Annotated in this window: 15 protein-coding genes and 1 pseudogene; 4 read left to right on the forward strand and 12 right to left on the reverse strand. The window is 60.0% G+C overall.

The annotated features are described in order from the left end of the window. Positions 1–86: 86 nt before the first annotated feature. From AC1DLT_RS30435 to AC1DLT_RS30455, 5 genes are all read right to left on the reverse strand, one after another. Positions 87–764: a tyrosine-type recombinase/integrase gene (locus AC1DLT_RS30435; protein ID WP_477489205.1), complete on the reverse strand. Its 678-nt coding sequence runs from the start codon at positions 762–764 to the stop codon at positions 87–89. Positions 765–1,289: 525 nt separating this feature from the next. After that, a complete protein-coding gene (locus AC1DLT_RS30440; protein WP_477489206.1) occupies positions 1,290–2,615 on the reverse strand; it encodes a restriction endonuclease subunit S in 1,326 nt (441 codons plus the stop codon). Beyond that, positions 2,612–4,147 carry a class I SAM-dependent DNA methyltransferase gene (locus tag AC1DLT_RS30445; RefSeq protein ID WP_477489207.1) on the reverse strand — a complete coding sequence of 512 codons (1,536 nt, stop codon included), beginning with the start codon at positions 4,145–4,147 and terminating at the stop codon, positions 2,612–2,614. The genes AC1DLT_RS30440 and AC1DLT_RS30445 overlap by 4 nt, the downstream gene beginning before the upstream one ends. A 79-nt stretch (positions 4,148–4,226) precedes the next feature. Next, a complete protein-coding gene (hsdR, locus tag AC1DLT_RS30450) occupies positions 4,227–7,667 on the reverse strand; it encodes a type I restriction-modification system endonuclease (RefSeq protein WP_477489208.1) in 3,441 nt (1,146 codons plus the stop codon). Positions 7,668–7,894: 227 nt separating this feature from the next. Then, positions 7,895–9,124: a TetR/AcrR family transcriptional regulator gene (locus tag AC1DLT_RS30455; protein ID WP_477489209.1), complete on the reverse strand. Its 1,230-nt coding sequence runs from the start codon at positions 9,122–9,124 to the stop codon at positions 7,895–7,897. A gap of 135 nt (positions 9,125–9,259) precedes the next feature. Here AC1DLT_RS30455 and AC1DLT_RS30460 point away from each other — a divergent pair, with 135 nt between their 5' ends. The 3 genes from AC1DLT_RS30460 to AC1DLT_RS30470 all read left to right on the forward strand — a co-directional run bounded on the left by AC1DLT_RS30460 (position 9,260) and on the right by AC1DLT_RS30470 (position 11,909). Further along, the gene (locus AC1DLT_RS30460) at positions 9,260–10,048 is read left to right on the forward strand and encodes an enoyl-CoA hydratase/isomerase family protein (RefSeq protein WP_477489210.1); all 789 of its coding nucleotides are present in this window, start codon (positions 9,260–9,262) and stop codon (positions 10,046–10,048) included. Positions 10,049–10,253: 205 nt separating this feature from the next. Then, positions 10,254–11,225, forward strand: a complete 972-nt coding sequence (locus AC1DLT_RS30465) for an alpha/beta fold hydrolase (protein WP_477489211.1) — start codon at positions 10,254–10,256, stop codon at positions 11,223–11,225. Positions 11,226–11,228: 3 nt separating this feature from the next. After that, a complete protein-coding gene (locus tag AC1DLT_RS30470; RefSeq protein ID WP_477489212.1) occupies positions 11,229–11,909 on the forward strand; it encodes an FMN-dependent NADH-azoreductase in 681 nt (226 codons plus the stop codon). A 282-nt stretch (positions 11,910–12,191) separates the two neighbouring features. Here the strand turns inward: AC1DLT_RS30470 and AC1DLT_RS30475 are convergent, their stop codons facing one another. The 7 genes and pseudogenes from AC1DLT_RS30475 to AC1DLT_RS30505 all read right to left on the reverse strand — a co-directional run. Then, on the reverse strand, positions 12,192–12,800 hold the full coding sequence (locus AC1DLT_RS30475; protein ID WP_477489213.1) for a histidine phosphatase family protein: 609 nt from the start codon (positions 12,798–12,800) through the stop codon (positions 12,192–12,194). Further along, entirely contained in the window at positions 12,797–13,861 is a 1,065-nt protein-coding gene (locus AC1DLT_RS30480) for an ABC transporter ATP-binding protein (RefSeq protein ID WP_477489214.1), read from the reverse strand. The genes AC1DLT_RS30475 and AC1DLT_RS30480 overlap by 4 nt, the downstream gene beginning before the upstream one ends. Positions 13,862–13,867: 6 nt before the next feature. Then, positions 13,868–15,613 (reverse strand): ABC transporter permease, encoded by a 1,746-nt coding sequence (locus AC1DLT_RS30485; protein WP_477489215.1) that lies wholly within the window; start codon positions 15,611–15,613, stop codon positions 13,868–13,870. A gap of 142 nt (positions 15,614–15,755) precedes the next feature. Next, positions 15,756–16,871 carry an ABC transporter substrate-binding protein gene (locus tag AC1DLT_RS30490; RefSeq protein WP_477489216.1) on the reverse strand — a complete coding sequence of 372 codons (1,116 nt, stop codon included), beginning with the start codon at positions 16,869–16,871 and terminating at the stop codon, positions 15,756–15,758. Between the two features lie 25 nt (positions 16,872–16,896). Next, the gene (locus tag AC1DLT_RS30495) at positions 16,897–17,730 is read right to left on the reverse strand and encodes a MurR/RpiR family transcriptional regulator (RefSeq protein WP_477489217.1); all 834 of its coding nucleotides are present in this window, start codon (positions 17,728–17,730) and stop codon (positions 16,897–16,899) included. Between the two features lie 675 nt (positions 17,731–18,405). Beyond that, on the reverse strand, positions 18,406–18,573 hold the full coding sequence (locus AC1DLT_RS30500; RefSeq protein ID WP_477489218.1) for a HipA N-terminal domain-containing protein: 168 nt from the start codon (positions 18,571–18,573) through the stop codon (positions 18,406–18,408). Then, a pseudogene (locus AC1DLT_RS30505) lies at positions 18,570–18,710 on the reverse strand (transcriptional regulator); the annotation flags it as partial. The gene AC1DLT_RS30500 and the pseudogene AC1DLT_RS30505, both read right to left, overlap by 4 nt. Positions 18,711–18,970: 260 nt before the next feature. On the opposite strand from AC1DLT_RS30505, the gene AC1DLT_RS30510 reads away from it, so the two are divergent. After that, positions 18,971–20,670: methyl-accepting chemotaxis protein (locus AC1DLT_RS30510; protein WP_477489219.1), on the forward strand; the 1,700-nt coding region annotated here is incomplete at its 3' end.

Genomic DNA, 20,670 nt, shown 5'->3' on the forward strand with positions numbered 1-20,670 from the left:
CAAAGCTAAAAGCCGAAGAAGATCATCACCCGCACTTGGCCTACCCTCTGCAACCCCGGCCAGCGCCGGGCAGGCCAAGCGCTGATCTACAGCACAGGGGGGTCAAAATTGGATAAGCAAAAGGGGTCAATGTTCGGTGCTGATTGACACCGGTCCTTTGTCGGCTGCTTAGGCAGGCCCTTCGCGACCCCATCGACGGGATTGTCGCCTACCCTATGGCCCGCTGCTTTGGCCCAGTCCATGACCATACCAATGCGCTGACGAACTCTTCGTGCTGTTTCGGCTTTTGTGAGCCAGATAGGCGCTAGGACTTTGAGAATGTCAGGCGTATCAATGCGATCAATCCTGAGCTCGCCTATGACAGGAAAGGCGTATTGGGTAAGGGTGTTGATCCACTGATCCTGATGCTTACCGTTTTTCCATACCTTTTTGTTTTCGGCATGCACCGCTTCGGCGGCAACCTTGAAGGTCGGCACGACTCTTTTTGCCGCGCGCTTGACCGCTAATGGGTCACCGCCGGATCGGGCGAGCTTTCGGTACGCCCAAGCCTGCTCTCGCGCTTCAGCAAGCGTGACGATATTAGCGCCACCTAGGCCAATATCTGTTCGTTTGCCCTGGACGACAACACGAAGCAACCAACGTTTCGCGCCACTGTCGTCAACGACGAGATATAGTCCGTGTCCATCGGCATACCGGCCCGGTTCAGATACCTTATTCACCTTCATCGCGGTGAGCGCTTTCTCCGGATGCTTGCCCTTTTTCATCGTGCCAATTTAGTCCATGCCCCACATTTTCCCCCACATATTGGGCTGGCTTTAGCTGGAATGTAAAGGGCCTCACTGGACAAATAGCAATAAAAGCTGTATTGATTTCATTCACTTATTGCACCAATGCGCAGTTGTCTGGACACTAATTTGGCGGCCACCCTCTCCGCCATGACAGGTCACTCTTCCCCAATTACCCGCAAGCCCTTGGGTTTCCTCGCAAAACGCCAGTTCGTTCGCGGCTTTTGAGGAGTAACCTATGCGGGTATCGCGCCCGGTACACCCTCCGGTACACGTCGGGGTATCGCCAGAATCACCGAATCAGGCGTCGCGTTCAACGCGAAAGAAAAAATGGGGCCGTCCGCAACGCTCCGAATTCCAGACGGGCAAGACGCGGTGCAGGCGCGTAGACGCTGGTTCCGCCGAACACATTCGGGCGGAAGCTTCCGATAGAAGGAGGTGATGTAGATATGCATTTTCCCTTGAGGGTGAAATTGCCTGCTGTCAGCATGCTTTCGTGGACCGTCACGCCGCCCTACCCCGCCCGCGCTTGGCCTTCGGGGCTGCCTCCCGCTCCGCGTGGATGCGCTCCAGCAGTTTTTCCGCCGGCTCGTCGTTTTCGTCCTGGGGGACCAGTTCGCCGCGAAAAGCCTTGGCGAGGATCGCCTCGTCCAGCTTACCGACAAGCTTCAGCGCGCGCTTTGCCTCGACCGCGAGCCGGTCGATTTTGGCGAAGGCGGATTCGATGCGGCGGACGATTGCGGTTCTCAATGCCGCGTCCGCATATGGAACGGACAGAGAGAGAAGGCTTTTCTGGCCGATATTGCGCATGGAAAGTTGGTTCCCGGAGGAGACGTTCATTAGCGCTTCACGACCCATTGGGGATCGCAGATACCACAGGAGCCACTCTTCAACAGGTTCGTTGAACTCAAGCCGCAGGATTTTGTCACTAAGGTACAGATTGTCGGGTGCGTTGGCGACGATGACCACCGCGCCAACCAATTCAATCGTGTTGGCTCGCGAGAACAGAAAGTCACCCCGCTTGATGCGAGTATCCTCGTCCGGCTCGAAATCCGGGGGAAGCGTTTTCGACTGGTCGGCGCGGAACTCGCCCCACGTCACTGCGCTCACCTTTACAACGCCTTTCTCGTGCGGATGTGGAGGCCTTTCATCGCAACGAAGGTTTTTCCCAGCCTTGATGCGACCGACAAGCTCTCCAAAGTCCTCCCTCGTCAATTCCCCGCTGAACGCCTTGCTGAGCACGGCCTGCTTGTAGCGGGAGACGAGGGTTTCGATGCGGGCGAGTTCGGTGCGGGCGCGGGCGGATTTCGCGGAGAGCGCATCCAGCTTGGCCACGATACGCTTTTGCTCGGCCAAGGGAGGGAGGGGAAACGCAAACCCCTCAATCATCGTTTTGGTAAGCGCCTGCCGCGTGGCGCCATAGTTTTCGCGCGTTATGAAATCTTGCGCAGACGGGGATGCCAAGAAGCTTCTAACAAACACTGGCATCACATCTTTGACCAGTCGAATGATGCTGACGTGTTGGTTTACGCGCGCACCGCTGTAGGCACTCGGCGCCACAGCGACACGACCGATAGACGCCCCTGTTATGTTAAGCAGAACATCGTCTTTCTGCACGATAACGTTATCCAGCTTCGCAGCCTGCTTGTCGTCAATAAACGCCAAACCTTCCTCGCGAACACCATCGAAATGGACGTTGAGGGATCGAATTAACGGGACACCAGACGATTGGTAGGACCGTTCGCCTCCAGTGGGAGTTGCTCCGCTGCCAATCTTGATCGCAACATCGCCCAGCGTCGCCTCAACCCACCCCCTCGGCAGTTCACTCATTCCGCCGCCTCCGGAAGCTCATCGCCCAGCTCTGCCATCAGCGCCTCGATTTCCAGCGTGGCGGCCTGCAGATGGCCTAAAATGGCGGCGGCGATGTCGTCGGGTTCGATGAGGCCTTCTTCGGCCTCTTCCTCCGCCTCGCGCAGCCAGGAAATATCGAGATTGTCCCCACGCGCTAAAATCTCATCGCGGGTGAACCGGCGCCAGCGGCCGGCTTCGCCTTCGTCCGCGCCGCGCTCTTTGCCAAACGGGTCCTTGCCGAAGGCCTGTTCAAAGCCTTCGAAATGCGCCTGCGTCAGCGGCGTGGTCTTGCCGAATTTCGGCATCTGGGCGCGCTGGTCATAGATCCAGACCGCCTTGGTGTTGCCGGTCTCGGTCTTGCCGCGCGTCAGGAAGATGACGTTGGTCTTCACCCCTTGCGCATAAAAAATGCCGGTCGGCAGGCGCAGGATGGTGTGCAGGTCGCACCAGTCCATCATCATCTGGCGCAGTGCCTTGCCGCGTCCATCCTCGAACAGCACGTTGTCCGGCACGACGATGGCCGCGCGACCACCGGGCTGAAGCGCGCGGATGCAATGTTCGACAAAGGGAAGCTGGTAGGAGGAGACGGTGGCGGTGACCGACAGATCCTGCCGTGTCGGCGCGCCGCCCGCCGGGCCGAAGGGCGGATTGGTGAGGATGAGGTTCGCCCGGCCAAGCGCCGTTCCCTTGTCCGACAGCGTATCGCCCAGATGTACATGGTCGCTGTCGATGTCGTGCAGATAGAGGTTCATCAGTAGCAGGCGCAGCGTGCCCGGCACGTTTTCCATGCCGTGAAAGGCCTGGCGCTTCTGGAACTCCTGTTGCCGCTCGCCGAGATCGAAATAATCGCCACTGGCCGCGCGCATGAAGCGATCGGCGGCAATGAGAAAGCCGCCGGTGCCGGCGGCAGGGTCCTGGATTACCTCGCCGGGCTTCGGCTGCATCAGGCGCACCAGAAGCTCGATCAGCACGCGGGGCGTGAAATACTGTCCGGCGCCGCGCTTGGTTTCCTCGGCGTTCTTCTGCAGCAGGCCCTCATAGAGATCGCCGAACTGGTCGCGCTCCTCTGAGAACCAGTCGAGCTCGTCGATGGCGGTGACCAGCGTTGTCAGGTTCTGCGGCTCGCGGATGAAGGTGGAGGCGTTGTCGAAGATTTCCTGCACCATCTCCGGCAGGGGCCTTGCATCGGCATAACGCTTGCGCTCTTCCGGTGTCGCATTGTCGCCGGGTGGAAGCACGAGGGCATCGTCCCTGCCGAGGCGCGTGCTGACGGTACCGAGCGTCACCAGCGTCTTGCGATAGAGCTCCAGCTTAGCGAGGCCGTTGGCCGCAACCAGATCCGTCCAGCGCATGGTTTTGGGCAGGCTGCCCGTCTCGCGGTTGCGCTCGGCCATCATCTTCAGGAACAGCAGATAGGTCAGCTCCGTGACATATTGCTGATAGGTGATGCCGTCCTTCCTGAGAACCGTGCAGAGGCGCCAGAGTTTTTGGACGATGGCATTGGCATTCATGGGGCATTCTTTCAGATCAGGGATCGTGTTCCGTGGTTGTAGCGGGCGAGAGGCTGGGGTCAACCGAAGGCGTGTCGGTTCAGGCGGCCGATGGCGCCCAGATCGCCTCGTTGAAGGCGTGAAGCACATCGTCCAGATCACCGTCGAATTCCTGGGAGATGCGCTTGAAGCCACCCTTGTCGGCAAAGACGCCTTGATCCAGCAGGGTCGGGTCGGCCACCGGCTTGTCCTTCAGCGCCCGGCCGATGCGGCGCAGCCATTCCTTCTGCTTCTGCGTCCAGGGGCGGGAGGCCTCGATCTTCGCGATCGCGTCTTCCACGCGCTTGGCATAGGGGATCAGCGGATCGCCGAGCGCCGCCTGCCGCACGAAGCCGATGATATGGGCGGCGATATCGGCATTGCGGGCCTTTCCATAAGCCGCGCGCAGCATGGCTTCGGAATAGTTCTTCTCGTCCAGCAGGCCCGCCAGTTCCGATAGTTCCTTGCGCGTCAGGTCTCGCGGCCGCTGGGTGACGGCAATCAGAGCCGGGACCTGGTTCATGTTTTCGCGCACGAAGCGCTCGAAGCCGGTGATGTAATCCTCCGGCGTCGTGTTCTTGCCGAAGATTTCCTCGATGCGCAGCAGTTCGTCCTCATGGCTGGAGATGACCACGCCATCATTGCCGCCGGCGGTGCGCACCGGGCGTCGCTCCAGAAGATCGATGGCGCGGGGATGGGCCGCAAGCCATGCCTGCAGTTCGGCACCGGAGCGGGTGGCGAGGCGCTGTACGGCCAGTTCCGGCGCCTCCCCCGTCTGGCGCTCGAAGCTTTCGCGGGTTTCCTCATCCATGCGCTTGACCATGGCGCGCATGCGCACGATGACCTGGCCCGCGACCCAGCTTTTGTCTTCCTCCGTTTCCGCTTTCTCCAGATCGCTGAGCAACTGGCCGAGCGAGATATCCGGCTTGACGACGACGGGGCGCATATCCGTCATTTCCTGCAGCTCGGCATAGAGATTGACGGCATCGAAGATGCGGAAATGCTCCTTGCCGATTTCCGGGCAGAGCCGCGTGGCACGGCCAATCATCTGGTCATAAAGGATTCGGCTCTTGACCCGGCGCACGAAGACCAGGTTGCAGATGGAGGGGACGTCGATGCCTGTAGTCAGAAGATCGACGGTGACGACGTATTTCGGATAGGGATCGTTCTTGAACTTCAGGATCAGGTCATCCGGCTTGTCGACATTGCCGGTAATCTTCATCACCATGCCGTGCGGTATGGCGTCGTTGCCATACTCCTCCTGCAGTTCTTCGACCAAAAGGCGGACGATGTCATCCGCATGCGCATCGCGGGCGGCAAAGATCAGCGTCTTGCCCGGCCTTGACGGTGGAATTTCCGAGGCAATCGCCCGGCAGACGATGCGGTTGAAGGCTTCCGAATAGACCCGCTTGTTGAAGTCGGCGACGTCGTAATCGAGCGGGACATCGTCCGGGAGCTCGAAAAGGTCGATCTGCCCGGTCGCACGATCGATGATCTCGACCTCTTCGCCACCCTCGAAATGGATGCCGGCCTCCGACAGCGCCGTGGTGATGCGCTTCGGTGGCAGGTGATCGTTGAGGTAACCTTCGACGACGGCCTGACGGTAGCCGTAGTGGAAAACAGGATGGCCGAAGATCTCGCGGGTGTGCAGCGCGGGCGTCGCCGTCAGCGCCACCTTCACAGCATCGAAATAGTCGAGGATTTGCCGATAGGCCGACTGGTAGTCATCGAGATTGCGAAAACCGATATCGCTTTCGCGCAGTTCCGCATCCAGCGTATAGCCGCGATGGGCCTCATCGACGATGATGCAGTCGAAGGTGCCGGGGGTCGGGCGCTTGGCCGGATCCGGCTCGTTGAGAATGCGGGCGATCAGCGACTGCACGGTCGCGACCTGTACCTGGTCCTCATCCTCCGGCACCTTCTTGTCCAACCCGGCGACCTTGTAGATCTGGGCGAAGTTTAACAGGCCCTCGATCTCGGTGGTTTCCAGAGCGTCGCTGGTCTGTTTGCCGAGCGCCTTGCGATCCACCAAAAAGAGGATGCGCCGGAAACGCTTGTGTTTCAGCAGGCGGTACATCAGCGCAATGCTGGTGCGCGTCTTGCCGGTCCCGGTCGCCATGGAAACGAGAATATCGCGCTGGCCGGCAACGACCGCATCCTCGATCGCGGCAATCGCCTCTTCCTGATAGGGGCGCATCCTACCCTTGCCAAAGCTCTCCTCGGCAAGGCCTTGTGCTGCGGCATCGAGATCCGTCTCCAGGATGTCGATGAGGTCCTTGGGCGAAAACCAGGTTGTCAGCGGTCGAGCGTGGTTCGTATCGCGGCGCAGGTCGCAGAACCAGATGCCAGACTTGGTCTGCCACTGGCGCACGAAGGGGCGGCCGTTGGTGGCGAAGACCAAAGGGACGCGGAAGGGGTCGGCCAGCCCATGCTTCCACGGTCCATCGGGATGGCGATGCTCCAGAGGCAGATCAATCGTGCGGGCGTAGCGTTCTGCCTGCTGCAGGGTCGAGGGAACGTCCACGCTCTCACGCTTCGCCTCGATGACACCAATGCAGGTAAGGCCGGCGAACAGGGCGTAGTCGGCGCGTCCGCCATCCGACGGCCATTCGGCGATAGCCAGGTTGCGGCTCGCTTCGGGGCGTGCGCCCTTCTGATAGGACAGACGATCGCTATCGGCTTCCCAGCCGGCGTCGACGAGCTGAACATCGATCAGCCGGCGTGTCTGGCGTTCATCCAGCTCAAGACGACTCGCGGCCTGAAGGCCGGCCTGCTTGAACTGCATCTGCAATTGCTGCGGCTGGGCCTCGGCCACCTTCTGCAGCTCGATGAGCTTACGGGAAAGCTCGGCCTGATTGGTCTCCATCTCGACGGCGGTCTGCTCCCAGACCGCACTATCGGCGGCCGCCTGCCGGGCGAGTTCCTCGGCCGCTTCGCGTGCCTTTGCGAGTTCGTCGGCCGAAGCATGAGCTGCGGCGAGTTGCGCTTGGGCCGCCTGGACTTGGGCGCGGAGCGCGGCCAGTTCCGCCTGAGTTTGTTGGTCGACATCGGACGACGCCTTGGGAGGGACAAAGGGGCCGGGTTTGAAACCTGGATCACGCCCATAGGTCCGACGATACCAGACGCCAAGCGAACGGCAGAATTTGAGTGCGGCAAGCGCTTCGACGGATGAGCCGGCTAGGCTGTGCGTCGCCTCATTGCCGCTCTTGCGCACCGCATGGAAAATATCTGCGACTTCGCGCGGCAGCACCTGCTGGGTGGCGAGGCGCCGAAGAAGATCATGCGTCGTCTCACGGGCGGCGGCATCATAGACGCCGGAGAGCGCTGCGATCTCCTTGACCATGTATTCGCCGAACTGACGGCTTTTGATCAGCGAAGTGTTGGCGTCTTCTGCGAAGAAACGCTCGGCGAGCACACCAAGGCGATACAGTTCAGGGCTGATCTCTTTCAGATGATCGAAATTCGCCGACAACGCCCCACCCGAATGCTTCTTATCGCCCACGGCGGGAACATGCCACAGGTTGTCGGGGCAGGCAACGAAGGTTGCACTCCCCCGTCTAACCGAGGTCTCTGAGGGTTGAGATCAAGAGCGGAAATCATTTCCGCTTAGCGGAGCGAGTGTTCGTCTTCGGGAATTGTGGCGTCCGCGATGGCTACTCCAACCCCGACAGGCCCAGACAGCGAAGGACAATATACCGATCGGTAAAGAACTTGACAGATTAGCTGCGCCTAATTTTTACTGATCGGTAATTCGGCGGATGCGGTCCACATGGTCAAGCTGCTCTCAACCAACGCCTCAAGCTCACGTTGGCTTGCGCCGGCCCCTCCCTGCATGAGGATGCCGTGCATCAGGGATTGGACAAAGCGCACGAGACCTTCGACATTGACGGCCGGCAACAGGTCGCCGTCGCGTTTGGCCCGCGCAAACCGGGCCGCGAGCAAGTCGCGCCCGATGGCCTGGCGCCTGAGGACTTCGTTGCGAATGGGCTGCGCCTCATCACCACCCTGCATTGCGTTAAGAACCATGAGGCAGCCGCGCGGTTGCCCCTCTGCCTGTTGATCGCGTAGCGCTCCCCTGAGCAGCGCTTCGAAAACGCCCCGCGCCGTCGGAGCTTGGAGCGCTTCAGTTAGGTAGTCTCTACGAAGTGACTGATAGAGGTCGAGGGCCTTGAAAAACAGTGCTTCTTTGTTGCCGAATGCGGCGTAGAGACTGGGCCGAGTGATTCCCATCGCCTCAGTGAGATCATTCAACGATGCGCCCGCGAAACCCTTGGTCCAAAAGACCTTCATGGCGGCATCGAGCGCTGCGTCAGCACTGAATTTTCGTGGTTCGCGAAGTTGATCGGTCGGCGTCGGTCCCCTCGTTGAAGCGCTCGCGGCGACCGCAACATCGCTGATCGCCCGCCAGGCCGCCATCGCCTGTTCGGCACCCTCTCGCAAGTCGTCGTGCGGCGCGCCGCCGGCGGCTTTCATGGCGAGGCCGCCGAGAACCGACGTCACATAGCTCGCCAGCCCTGAGGCATCAGCGTTCACAGGAAGTTCGCCACTCCGTTTCGCCTCTTCGAACCGGTCTCGCAGTTTCAGTTCTGCCGATTGGCGGCGATGAAGCAGGGCAGCGGGAATGTCGGCATTCTCACTGCCCATCGCCAAGCCCGCATGAACGAGTATGCGGCTGGACTCCTGCGCTGGCGAGGTCGTCAGCAAGCGCTTGACGACTTCCTCGGCCGTGGGGGCTGTGAGCGCCCACTCCCAGTGCTCGTCCTCGCGCGCACTACAGCGGCCGAGAACAGCGTCGAAAAGCCCGCGCTTGCTTCCGAAAGCCGCGTAGATGCTGGGAGAGTTCAAGCCCATTGCGGCCGTCAGTTCCGCCATGGTTGAGCCGTCGTAGCCCCGGCGACCGAAGACGTCCGCCGCGCGATCTAGCACTTCGCTTTCTTCGAACGCGCGGGGGCGGGCCATTGACAGTACTCCATTCTGTAACGTACATAACATAATAGCTTTGGTCATCCGTCAATCGCGACGTGAGACACGGGCCATTTTGTAGCAGGCGTTAGGCCTGCCTGGCTAGATAGTCAGCAAACTAGGAGGTAAAACATGAGTTCGTTCCGCTTCGAGCAATACGGTGCGGTGGGCAAACTGATCTTGCTCGGTGATGCAGACAGCGAGCCAGGGTCCGACTTTCCCTCGTCGCTGCGGGCCGCCGTTCGCCAGGCATATGCAAGCGACATCCGCGTCCTTCACTTGACGTCCGCGTCCGGCAACATCGCCGTGGCAGACGATCTGGGCGCCATCGGTGACAAGGGCTCGAAATTTCTCGAAGCGTTTGCGGCCGACATCCTGGCTTCAATCCGTCTCATCGAGGAACTGCCCGTCCCTACGGTTGCTTCGGTAGCAGGGATGGCCTTGGGCGGCGGTTTCGAACTGCTCCTGGCGTTCGATTTCCTGGTCGTCGCAGAGTCGGCGATGCTCGTCCTCCCAGAAGTGTCGGTCGGCGGCATTCCAATGGCAGGCGGGGCGCAGCGGCTCGCCGACCGCGTCGGCAAAACACTCGCTACTCGCTTCGTCCTGCTTTCGGAGCCAATTTTCGGAAAGGTCGCAGTCGATCTGGGTATCGCAACCCATTCAGCGCCTGACGGCAAGTTGGAGGAGGTCTCCGACGAACTCGTGCGGCATCTCGCGACAGGGCCGACCCTCGCGTACGGCAAGGCGCGTACACTCATCCGCACCTGGGCTACCGGTGGCGTCTCGGCTGCCGACATCATCTCCACACAGCTCGGCGCTGGCATCCTCGACACCAAGGATGGCGCAGAGGGAATGGCCATTGCAGTCTCGGCTGTGCGCAAACACGAGCCGATCCCGAAGATCCAGTTCTCAGGGAAGTAGCTCGATCCGGTGCTGACATCAATTCTCGGATTCAGGCAGCGGCTAGTTTGCGACCGACTCCGAGACGGATGACAGAGAATTCAAAGTAACCCGAACACCATCTCGATCGCACGCGAAATATTATCGAACTGTGTACTTCACAGATCGATCTCAGCGGTCGCCGCATCGCGTGCGTCAATTTCACAATTCAAATGGAGCATGAAAGATGACTTTCGTGGATCGGAATAAATCGCTGAAGCAGACCTTTGTAGAAACCAATGGCGTCAAGCTGAACGTTGTCGAGGAAGGCGAGGGCCCGGCTGTGCTGTTCGTCCACGGCTTTCCTGACGGATGGCGGGGCTGGCGCCGGCAGATGGCGGCAGTCGCGGCCGCGGGCTACCGCGCGATATCGTTCGATACGCATGGCTATGGCGATAGCTCCAAGCCTGAAGACGCCGCGCTTTACACGGTTCTCTACCATGTCGGAGACCTTGTCGGCATCCTCGCGAAACTCGGGATCGAGCGCGCTACCCTGGTCGGCCACGACTTCGGTGCGACGGTGAGCTGGAACGCGGCGGTGATGCGTCCGGATCTGTTTGACGCGGTCTTCGGCCTCAGTGTCCCTCCGGTGCTACCGGGTGCGGGGCCCAGCATGCTCGAAATGCTGAAGGCCGCCGGCAAGGAGGGAGCCTTTTATATGTTCCGCCACATGAAACCGGAGGCCGACCAGGAGTGGGCGGATGCGGCCACGACTTTCCCGGGCGCTCTCTATTGGATGTCGGGGTTGCCCGATGCGTCCGAAGCATGGGGTCCGATGGACCCAAGCAAAGATATGCACCGGCCATCCCCGATCGGCATCCCGCCCTTCGCTGACCGCGAGGACGCCGAGACGATGATCGCAGGCTTCCGGCGTGATGGCTTCCACGGCCCACTGAATATCTATCGCGGCATGCAGCCCTATTTCGACCAAGCCAAAGCATTTGCCGGGGCGAAGATCCGACAGCCAGCCTTCTTTGCGTATGGCACAGCAGACAGCATGGTTAAGATGCGAGCTTTGAACGAGGAAGATCTCAAGCCGGCCGTGCCAAACCTCCAGGGGTTCCTACCACTTGAGGGCGTCGGGCACTGGCCACAGCTCAAGGCGTCTGAGGCAGTGAATGAGGCGCTGGTCGCCTTTCTCAAGAAGAGGAAGGCTTGAGCCGTGACGACGATTTTTCGTTTGGATGCAAGCATTCGTGCCATCGGCTCTCAAAGCCGCGCTCTAGCTTCAACGCTCGAGGATTCTATCCGAACGCAACTGGCAGAGCTGGATGTCGTGAGGCGGGACGTTGGCCTTTCACCCCTGCCTGCAACAGCTTGGGCCCGTGCCGTGCAGGCTGGTCCAAAGGCCCTCAGCGAACGCACGACGGAGGAGGTGGAGGCGGCAGTGCTGGCAACCAGATTGGCCGATGAGATGCTGGCAGCAGATGCCTTCATTTTTTCGGTTCCGCTCTACAATTACGCTGTTTCGCAACACGCAAAGGCGTGGATTGACCTTCTGGTCACCGAACCGCGTTTCACCGTTAAGGTGCCGTCGCCGATCTCGAAGCGTCCCGCCTATCTGATCTCAGCGCGTGGAGGCGCGTACGGCCCTGGCATGCCGAAGGAAGGCTGGGACCACGCGACGCCCTGGCTTAGGCGCATCTTCGAAGACAGCTGGGGATTGGACCTCCAACTCATCGATGTCGAGCTGACCCTCGCTGATGTTAATCCCGCTATGGCCTCGTTGCGGGACCTCGCGGCGTCCAATCTTAAGCAGGCGCACGCCGCCGCCAAACAAGCGGGAGAACAGCTGGCGACGCGACTTACAAAATCGCTGGCGTCTGAGCCAGGGCAAGCGTGACAATGAAGGCAGTGTGACAAAGAAGGAGAGGCGCATGCCGCGGTGCGTAGCATCAGCGCGGGCACCGACGTTGCCACATCGGTGATCGCGGAACAACGCGTACGAGCGGTGCGCAAGTCCACGGTAGTGGCGCACTCGCGACTTCCAGCGCCGTCGCCGGCAATGTCTGCTTTAGGGCGATGGCTCAGCTAACTTCAATGACCGATTTGGAGGCGAAGCGGCCGATATCTCCTTGCTATCGACCCTCGTCTTGCCAGCTATGCTCTGCCGCGCCAGAACGGATTAATCCGGCGCATCGAACTGCAACTCTTTCGGGCTGTAGTTAAAGAGCTCAAGTTTTGCGCGTTTATTTGGATCCGAAGACAATCGAAGCGCTGTGAGGCTTGCTGGCCCTACCGGGATTATATGGGCGGGCCGGAGATCGAGATAATGATCGAGCAAAGCCCGGATGACGCCACCATGGCAGACCACGAGGAGATTCTTGCAATTGGGATCGGTGCGAGCCTCTTCTATCACGCCGCACGTCCGGGTGACGAAATCTGCCCAGGTTTCCCCGCCGGGAGGAGCGCTTGTTCCGGCGCGCCAGCCCGCGTAGCCGTGGCTGTCTTCGGCAATGATTTCCGGGATGAGCCGACCGGTCCAGTTGCCGACCGAAATCTCCCGCAGCTCTTCGGTCGGGGCTGCGTCGGGAAATCCAAGGATGACCGCGGTGTCTCGCGCCCGTCGAAGGTCTGACGTGATTGCCCGGCAAGGTGCAATGCCTTCCATGACAGGCCTGAGAGCCTCGGCTTGGCTGATCCCTTTTTTGGAAAGGCTAATATCTGCCTGCCCCTGAAGGCGTTTTTCTGCATTCCATTCGGATTGGCCATGGCGAACGAGAAGAATCCTCATGCGGAAATCCTCCGGCCACCTGCATCGAACCAGCACGCAGGATCGCGCGGCAGTTCCATATGCACGCGTTCGGCAAGATGCGCCTTGGGTGCATTATCGACAATCGCCGTCAGTCGTAGCGTTCCATCGCTCGCGGTCACCATCGTGCGCCCAGCAATGACGGAAAGCTCGACCAGTTCCATCGGAAGCGTCGATGCAGTTGCTTCATCACGGATGACCAGGCGCTCTGGCGGGAACATGGCGTACTGGGCTTGATCGGGTGGCGCTGCGATGTCCATGACGCGTGTATGGACCTTGTATCCGGCGCCGTTCTTGATCACCGGCACGACATTGTTGGGTGGAGTGCCGACAAAGGTGGCGACAAATGCCGAGGCCGGTGAACGGATAAGCTCCTCGGGAGATCCGAACTGTTCGATCACACCCTTGTTGATGACCGCCACATGGGTCGCCATGGTCATCGCCTCGATCTGGTCATGGGTGACATAAACCGATGTTGCCCCGATCTTGCGATGCAGCCGCATGAGTTCCGATCGCATTTCCACCCGAAGCTTTGCATCGAGATTGGAGAGCGGCTCATCAAACAGCAAAACACCGGGTCTTGTCGCGATCGTGCGGGCTATGGCGACGCGCTGCTGCTGGCCGCCGGAAATCTCGTTGGGATAACGCGCTTCGAGTTCACCGATGCTCAAAAGGCCCATGACCTCGTCGGCGCGGGCCTGCCTCTCGATCTTCCCCATGCCGGCTACCTTGAGCGGCCATTCGATGTTGCCGCGGGCGGTCATATGCGGCCAGAGCGCATAGGACTGGAAGACGAGACCGGAATTGCGCTTGGCCGGATCGGCGCTCCAGTTCCGGTCGCCGTCGGAGACAGTCACCCCGTCGAACGCGATCTGCCCCGCCGTCGGTTGCTCCAGGCCGGCAAGCATGCGCAACAGGGTCGTCTTGCCGCAACCGGAGGGTCCGAGGAGGACCAGGAAGGAGCCATCCGGTACGGACAGGCTTATGTTGTTGACCGCCGTGAAAGCGCCGAAGCTCTTGGTGAGATTACGAATGTCCAGCATGTGATGTTAGTCCTTGAGCCACGGTTGCGACTTTGCCTGAAGCCGGTTGGCGGCAAGCGTTACAATCACGGAGATGATGAGGATGACAACGGTGATGGCGTTGGCGAATTGCGCAAAGCCCTCAGATGCGTAGCGGTAGGCAAGGACCGAAAGCACCGGCATTGTCGGCGTGAAGAGAAGCATGACCAGCGAAAGGTCGCGGATGATCTTGACGAAGATCAGCAGCGCTCCTGCGGCCAGTCCACGGATTGCTAGGGGCAGGAGGATCGCGACGATCCGCCGAAAGAAGCCGGCTCCGGTCAGGCGCGCGCTTTCCTCGAGTTCGCCACTGATCTGCTGGATCACGGCGCGACCGGTCTGTACCGAAAATGGCAGTAGGTAGGCGGTTCCGGCGATAACGAGAAGCGCAAAGGTTCCGTAAAGGGCAGGCAGTGGCCCGATCGGCGCACCGAGATAGGCGATATAGGCCGCGCCGAAAGCGATGCCCGGCACAAGGAGCGGCAGGTTGCTGATCTGTATGATGGCGGCACTGGCCCAACCGGTGCGATAGCGCGCCGCCACATAGGCCGTCAGAAGGCCGAGCATCAAGCCGAAAACGGACACGGCGATGCCCAGCCCGATGGTCACGCTCATGGCAAAGGAAATATCCGGATTGCGGATAATCCCGGCTGTTCCTTGCGCGATCTGAGCATTGGAGGCGCCGATCCAGTAATGCAGCGTCCAGTTGGAAAACAGATCGGCGGAAGAAGGCGCGAGGCTGGATGCCAGAAGGACGATAATCGGGATTATCGTGGAGGCCGCCATGATCATGCAGCAAACGGCAAACAGGGGCCAGCGCGCGTTGCGAAGATCGAAGCGCTTGGCTCGGCCGCCCTTGCCGGTGACTGTCGCATAGGAACGTCGTCCGGAAACGACGCGGTTGCTGAACCACAGGAGGAGTGCGGAGACGAGCACCAGCATGATGCCGATGACATAACCGCGCCCGACCTGGCCCACTTCGATCATCCCGAACAGGCGCGTGGACAATGTCTGCAGCCGAACCGGCAATCCGAGCAGCGCAGGAGCGGCGAAGTTCGAGACGGCGCCTGCGAAGCAAAGGGAACCTGCGGCCAGAAGCGCCGGCGTCGCCACGGGCAGGATGATGCCGCTCAGAATACGCCATCCCCGAGCGCCGGCGATCTGTGCGGCTTCGACGAGATCCGAGTTCACCGTGGCAAGCGATGCGGCTATGATCGTGAAGGCCAGCGAGAAATAATGCAGCGTCAGGACGATCAGCGTTGGCGCCATGCCCCAGGCAATGGCATCGGGTATGTCGAGGCCCAATCCCTGCAGATATCCGACCTGCCCGCCGACGCGGGCATTTTTGAACAGTGACTGCCAGGCAAGCGCATTTGCGAAACTCGGGATCATGAATGGAAGCGTCGCCATCAAGCCGATGGTTCGGCGAAACGGTACATTGGTCATCACCACGAGCCAGGCCAGGAAGCCGCCCAGCAAGACACAGCCGACGGCCACGCCTATGCCGAGGACCATCGTGTTGAGAAGCGGACCGTAAAAAAGATTGTAGGAAAGGCGACCGACCAGAACATCCGACCAGGCCGCAATCGTGTCCGGTTGTAGGGTGAATGTCACGGTCTTGGTCAGCGGCAGAACGATAAGGACGGTCAGCATCACCAGCACCGCTGCTTTCAGCGGCGTTCCAGGGGCAAAAGCGATGCGATGGCCGGTTCTCGTCAAGGCGGCTTGCGTCATGGGGATGAATCCGTTGAAGGGAACGATCCCGGTCGCGTGGCCGCGTCCGGGTTGGCATGTTCAGACTGCAGGCATGAATGCGGGCGGCGGGCGCCGGATAGGGACTGGCGCTGGAATGAAATCAACGCCAGGCCTTTGCTGCTCACTGCAAGGTCAGTATCAGATCGCCCACATCCTTGCGCGCCTTGGCGGTGGCGGCAGGGTTGATGTTCCATGCCGACAGTTTGTCCAGCGCCACAGCGTCGGGGTGGGGAACGATGTCGGTTCGCGTTGCATAGTCGCCGGGGACATAGAAGGGCTTGAAGCCTTCACCGCCTGTCTTGCTCTCGTCGCCCATGAAAAAATCGATGGCAAGTCGAGCAGCGGCGGGATGTTTGGCGCCCTTGACGAGACCGAGAACGACGGGAAACACGATACCGGAGGCCGGCTGTGTGTCGTTGGAGACCTGCAGGGCCCAGCCCTTGTCCTTGTTGTCCCGGCGATCGGAATAGCTGGTAAAGCCGACCGGCGGTTTCTGTTGGCCGAGTTTGCCTACCGCCGCATTGACGTCGTCGGTCGATTTGACGAGGATCAGGTCGTTGGCGAACAGGTCCTCGATGAATTTCCGGCCGGCATCCTGCGCCTTGCCGAGTGCGATGGGCTTTCCGAACTGAGCTTGGTACGCCTTCGCCATCGAGTCCGCCTGCAGTGCGAATTCGGTCATCAGATCGAGATAATCGCCTCTCTGCAACGGATCGACCATCACGACCCGGCCCTTCCATTCCGGTGTGGTGAGCTGCCAGAGGTTCGTTATCGGAGAACCCTTGGGATTTGCTTCCTCGTTGTACATGAGCACTTTAGTGGAGACGCGCTGGGACAGGATGGGCGTCTTGTTGGCCCCGGACAACCTGCCTGCGACGCGTGGCGGCACGTAGTTTTCCAGGATTCCCGGCTTCACGAGTTCGTTCAAAACAACCGGTGCATCGGAAATATAGACCACGTCTGCATTGGCGATCCTGGCTGCGGCTTCGGCCTTCAACCGTGCGATCTGCTCGGTCGAAGAAATGTCGTAACCCTGGAGGTCAATGCCGGGATAGGCGGCTTCGAAAGCCTTTTCGAGCCGCGCGACGCGGCTGGTGAAGGAATAGACTGTCACGGAGCCTTCCGCCTTCGCCTTCTCCAGAAGCTCGGCTGTCGACATCGTGTTGAGATCCTGCGCCATTGCCGGTTGGAAAAGTCCTAGCAAAAGAGCAGCCGTCGTCCATTGTAGATTCTTCATAAGTTCCTCCCCTGAAGATGATCGGTTATTCGAAGCGGCGAATGAGCGTCCCAAGTCTGTCGAGCATTCGCAGTGATTCTTCCTTGTGTTGAGCACCCGCCGCCAGGATGATGGCATTGCAGATCGTCATCGGAACGGTCAGCGTTTGAAAGGCGTCCTGCTCGCCCGAGCGGGGTACATTCATCAGGCGGTCCGGAACCGGAGATAAAAGCGCTCCGGATGCCCCCGAGATCACCAGTGATCGGGCCTTGGCTTCCCGGATGGATTCCACCAAAGGAGCGTAGCCGCGGGGCGCTCTGCGAAACGCAAAGATCAGAACGATATCTGCTGGCCTGAACGACAACGCCTGTTCTGCAAGCTCGCGGGGGTCGCCGGATAATTGGATGGTGTCCTTTCCGAAACGGCGGAGCCGCTTCAGCATAAGCAGGGACAGCGTCTCGGCATTGCCGCGGCCGAACAGAAAAATTCGCGAGGCCTGCATCAACTCGGACGCGATCTCGTTGATGAGTGCCATCCCGATATGATTCTCGATCAGCGACAGCGCAGCGATTTCCTGTGCAACGAGCGAAGATAGCAACGAGCCATCTGAGGCACGCGCCAGGGAATTCCCCATCCGGATTGCCGGCTCCTGGCTTGGAATGAACTCCGATTGCATCGCGCTTCTGAAGCTCGAATAATTCTCGAAGCCCAGCTTGCGAACCAGCCGCGTTACCGCAGCTTCGTGGACTCCGACACCCTGCGCAAGTTCCGTGGCTGTCCCGAGCGCAACAACCTGCGGACGCTCGAAAATCGCCTGTACAAGCTTCTTTTCTGCCCGAGTGAACGACCCGGCAAGCTCCTGAACTTTTGAACTGATCACGATACATCCCCCCAATGCAAAAGATATTGCATATATTTTTCTCTTTGCAAATTACTTTGCGCCTTTTTGACAAGATTTCTCAGCTGCCTTTGGCGCACGGGGTCTGAAGTCGATTACCGAAGCGCACAAGACTGACTTGGCACTCTGATATGATAATGGCCGCATACGATGCCGAGCGACTAGCCATGTCCGCGACTACGTCCGCTATCAGGAAATCCTGCGTCGTCACTCGTGGCCTACGTTGAGGCGCAAAGGCAACGTGACGCTGCCACCAAAGCAACGTCTGCTTTCAAGTACGCTCGATGGCGGCTCTATGACCGATAAGGTGGCGCAAAGCAGCCAAAGCATTTCGATGCTCATAGAGTGTCCGCTCAGAGCCGAAAGCGGAAACAATTTCCGCTAGACCTCTCCTGTGACTGGGACTAAAGCCAAGGTACAAAGTAGTAGCGACAATCTCGATGAACCTCCGAAATGATGTAAGCCTCCAGGTTCTCTGGAGACGATGCAGTTTCCCGAGTTCAAAGCTGCCTGTGAATTCGAACATCATCTTCAGCGTCACGCCGCGGCCTGTCGAGGAGCGCTCGTATTTCTGCGACGGAAAATGACCCGTTAGGGAGACACTTTCAGCCGCTGACCGATCTCGGCGAGATGGGTTTCCGGCAGCAGGTTTGCGAGTCATGGCAGCAGCCTGTCCGCGCCGACCGCCCCTGATCGTAGCGGCATGGTCAGCGAGATAGGGAAGGCCGAGCGGCGCGCCTCCCATGACGGATCGTAGTCGAGCCGCCATTCCCCCTCGAACGTCATCTCACCAACGAGGAAGGTTTCGTAGAAGATGGTTGTCATCGGCCATCACCGAAAGTCGGCAGGAAGCCGAGGTCATCTTCCATGGCGGTCAACGAGGGTTGGGCTGTCTTCAAGTCGCCGATCTCGATGCCTACCGTGCGTGCGACGATCAGCGCCTTTTCGAGCTGGCAGCCAGGGACCATTGCGTCGATGGCGTATTTCCATAACTTTACCTTGCGGTGCCGGGATTAATATTCGGGCCACATGAAGTATTCGCAACTACCAATTGTTATTAATTTTTAAATACGCGTGATCATTTATTAAATTTTTATTCAAATATTGTCCCGCATTCTAGCAAGTGTGCAGTGCCGCACATTTCCACGCGCAGGACGCGCTTTTTCATTCAGAATCATTTCTCCCGGTCGCTTGATGCGTCTCACTCACCCCTGGAACGAACATGAAAAATCTGAGGATTTCAAACCAGCTCGTGCTGCTGGTTCTGGCTCTGATCGCCGGCTTCGCCGTCGTGACCTATTTCGAACTCCAGGCCTCGACGCGGGCTATCTATGCCGAACGGTATGGAATGCTGCGAACCCAGGTGGAGTCGGGCATTGGCATCCTCAAGAAGTTTCAGCAGCGTGAGGCGGCCGGTGAGCTGACGCGCGCAGAAGCCCAGAAACAGGCCTTCGTCGCAGTCTCCGCCATGAGCTTCCAGCCCGACGGCTATCTCTTTGCCTATGACTACGACGTGAAGATGCTGATGCATCCCGATCCGAAGAAGGTCGGCGAGAGCGGCAAGGGCAAACCTGATTCCGCCGGAAAACTGTTCCGCGACGAAATGGTCTCCGTTGGCAAATCCGGCGGCGGAATTGTCGACTATATGAGCACGACCAAGCCCGGCCTGCCTGATGGCAATTTTTCGAAGAGCTCCTATGCGAAGGCATTCGAACCCTGGCAGATGGTCCTTGCGACAGGCGTCTACACCGACGACCTACAGGCGCAGATCCGCGGAATGGTGCTGGACGCGCTCGCTATCGGCGCACTTGCGTTGATCATCGCCCTTGCCGGTGCCTATGTGGTGATCCGCGGGATTACCAAACCGCTTGCCGCCGTGCATGGTGCGCTGGAAGCCGTCGCCGACGAAAATGTCACCGCCACGATCCCGCACACGGACATGTCGAACGAAGTGGGGATGATGGCCAAGGCGACCCAGGCGCTGCAGGAAAAGATCCGCGAACGCCATGCGATGGCCGCCCGCGAGGAAAAGCAGAAGACCGAGCTCGACCGCGAGCGCCAGCAGAACCTCGACATGCAGCAGCAGGAAGCAGCGCTGCAGACCCGCGTCGTCTCCACCATCGGCGAAGCGCTCGAAGCGCTGGCCCATGGCGACCTCACGGTTCGCTGCGCCGATCTCGGCGCGCGCTACGAAACGCTGCGCCACAACTTCAACGAGGCGCTCGTCCACCTCGAGGCCGCGATGAGCAAGGTCAATGCCAAGGGCATCGATATCGGCGGTTCCAAGGAGGAAATCCGCCGCGCCTCGAACGAGCTGTCGCAGCGCACCGAACGCCAGGCCGCCAATCTCGAAGAGACGTCGGCCGCCCTCGACGAACTCGCCGTCGCCGTCCGCCAGACGGCAGAAGGYGCGCATGARGCCGCCCAGCGGGTCACCTCGGTCAGTGCCGAGGCCAACCGCTCCGACCAGATCGTCGCCCAGGCGATCGACGCGATGGGCGGTATCGAACATTCGTCGGAAGAGATCTCCAAGATYATCGGSGTGATCGACGACATCGCCTTCCAGACCAACCTGCTGGCCTTGAATGCCGGCGTGGAAGCGGCCCGCGCCGGGGAATCCGGCAAGGGTTTTGCGGTCGTCGCCCAGGAAGTGCGCGAACTCGCGCAGCGCTCCGCCGCWGCSGCMAARGAGATCAAGGACCAGATCTCGCGCTCTTCCGGCCAGGTGCAGAACGGCGTGCGCCTCGTCGGCGAGGCCGGCGAAGCGCTGAAGCGGATCTCCAACCAGGTGAAGGCGGCGAGCGACATCGTCGGCAAGATCGCCCATTCGGCCTCCGAACAGGACACCACGCTGCGCTCGATCTCGTCGTCGCTGAACCAGCTCGACGCGGCGACCCAGCACAATGCGGCGATGGCGGAAGA

This window comes from Neorhizobium sp. 05N33 (genome assembly GCF_056397445.1).

Bases quoted from the DNA above. Each gene is read 5' to 3' on its own strand.
- AC1DLT_RS30490 (WP_477489216.1), bottom strand. From the start codon at position 16,871: ATGAAGAATCTACAATGGACGACGGCTGCTCTTTTGCTAGGACTTTTC.
- AC1DLT_RS30500 (WP_477489218.1), bottom strand. From the start codon at position 18,573: ATGACAACCATCTTCTACGAAACCTTCCTCGTTGGTGAGATGACGTTC.
- AC1DLT_RS30440 (WP_477489206.1), bottom strand. From the start codon at position 2,615: ATGAGTGAACTGCCGAGGGGGTGGGTTGAGGCGACGCTGGGCGATGTT.
- AC1DLT_RS30460 (WP_477489210.1), top strand. From the start codon at position 9,260: ATGAGTTCGTTCCGCTTCGAGCAATACGGTGCGGTGGGCAAACTGATC.
- AC1DLT_RS30445 (WP_477489207.1), bottom strand. From the start codon at position 4,147: ATGAATGCCAATGCCATCGTCCAAAAACTCTGGCGCCTCTGCACGGTT.
- AC1DLT_RS30480 (WP_477489214.1), bottom strand. From the start codon at position 13,861: ATGCTGGACATTCGTAATCTCACCAAGAGCTTCGGCGCTTTCACGGCG.
- AC1DLT_RS30475 (WP_477489213.1), bottom strand. From the start codon at position 12,800: ATGAGGATTCTTCTCGTTCGCCATGGCCAATCCGAATGGAATGCAGAA.
- AC1DLT_RS30455 (WP_477489209.1), bottom strand. From the start codon at position 9,124: ATGGCCCGCCCCCGCGCGTTCGAAGAAAGCGAAGTGCTAGATCGCGCG.
- AC1DLT_RS30465 (WP_477489211.1), top strand. From the start codon at position 10,254: ATGACTTTCGTGGATCGGAATAAATCGCTGAAGCAGACCTTTGTAGAA.
- AC1DLT_RS30485 (WP_477489215.1), bottom strand. From the start codon at position 15,613: ATGACGCAAGCCGCCTTGACGAGAACCGGCCATCGCATCGCTTTTGCC.
- AC1DLT_RS30435 (WP_477489205.1), bottom strand. From the start codon at position 764: ATGAAAAAGGGCAAGCATCCGGAGAAAGCGCTCACCGCGATGAAGGTG.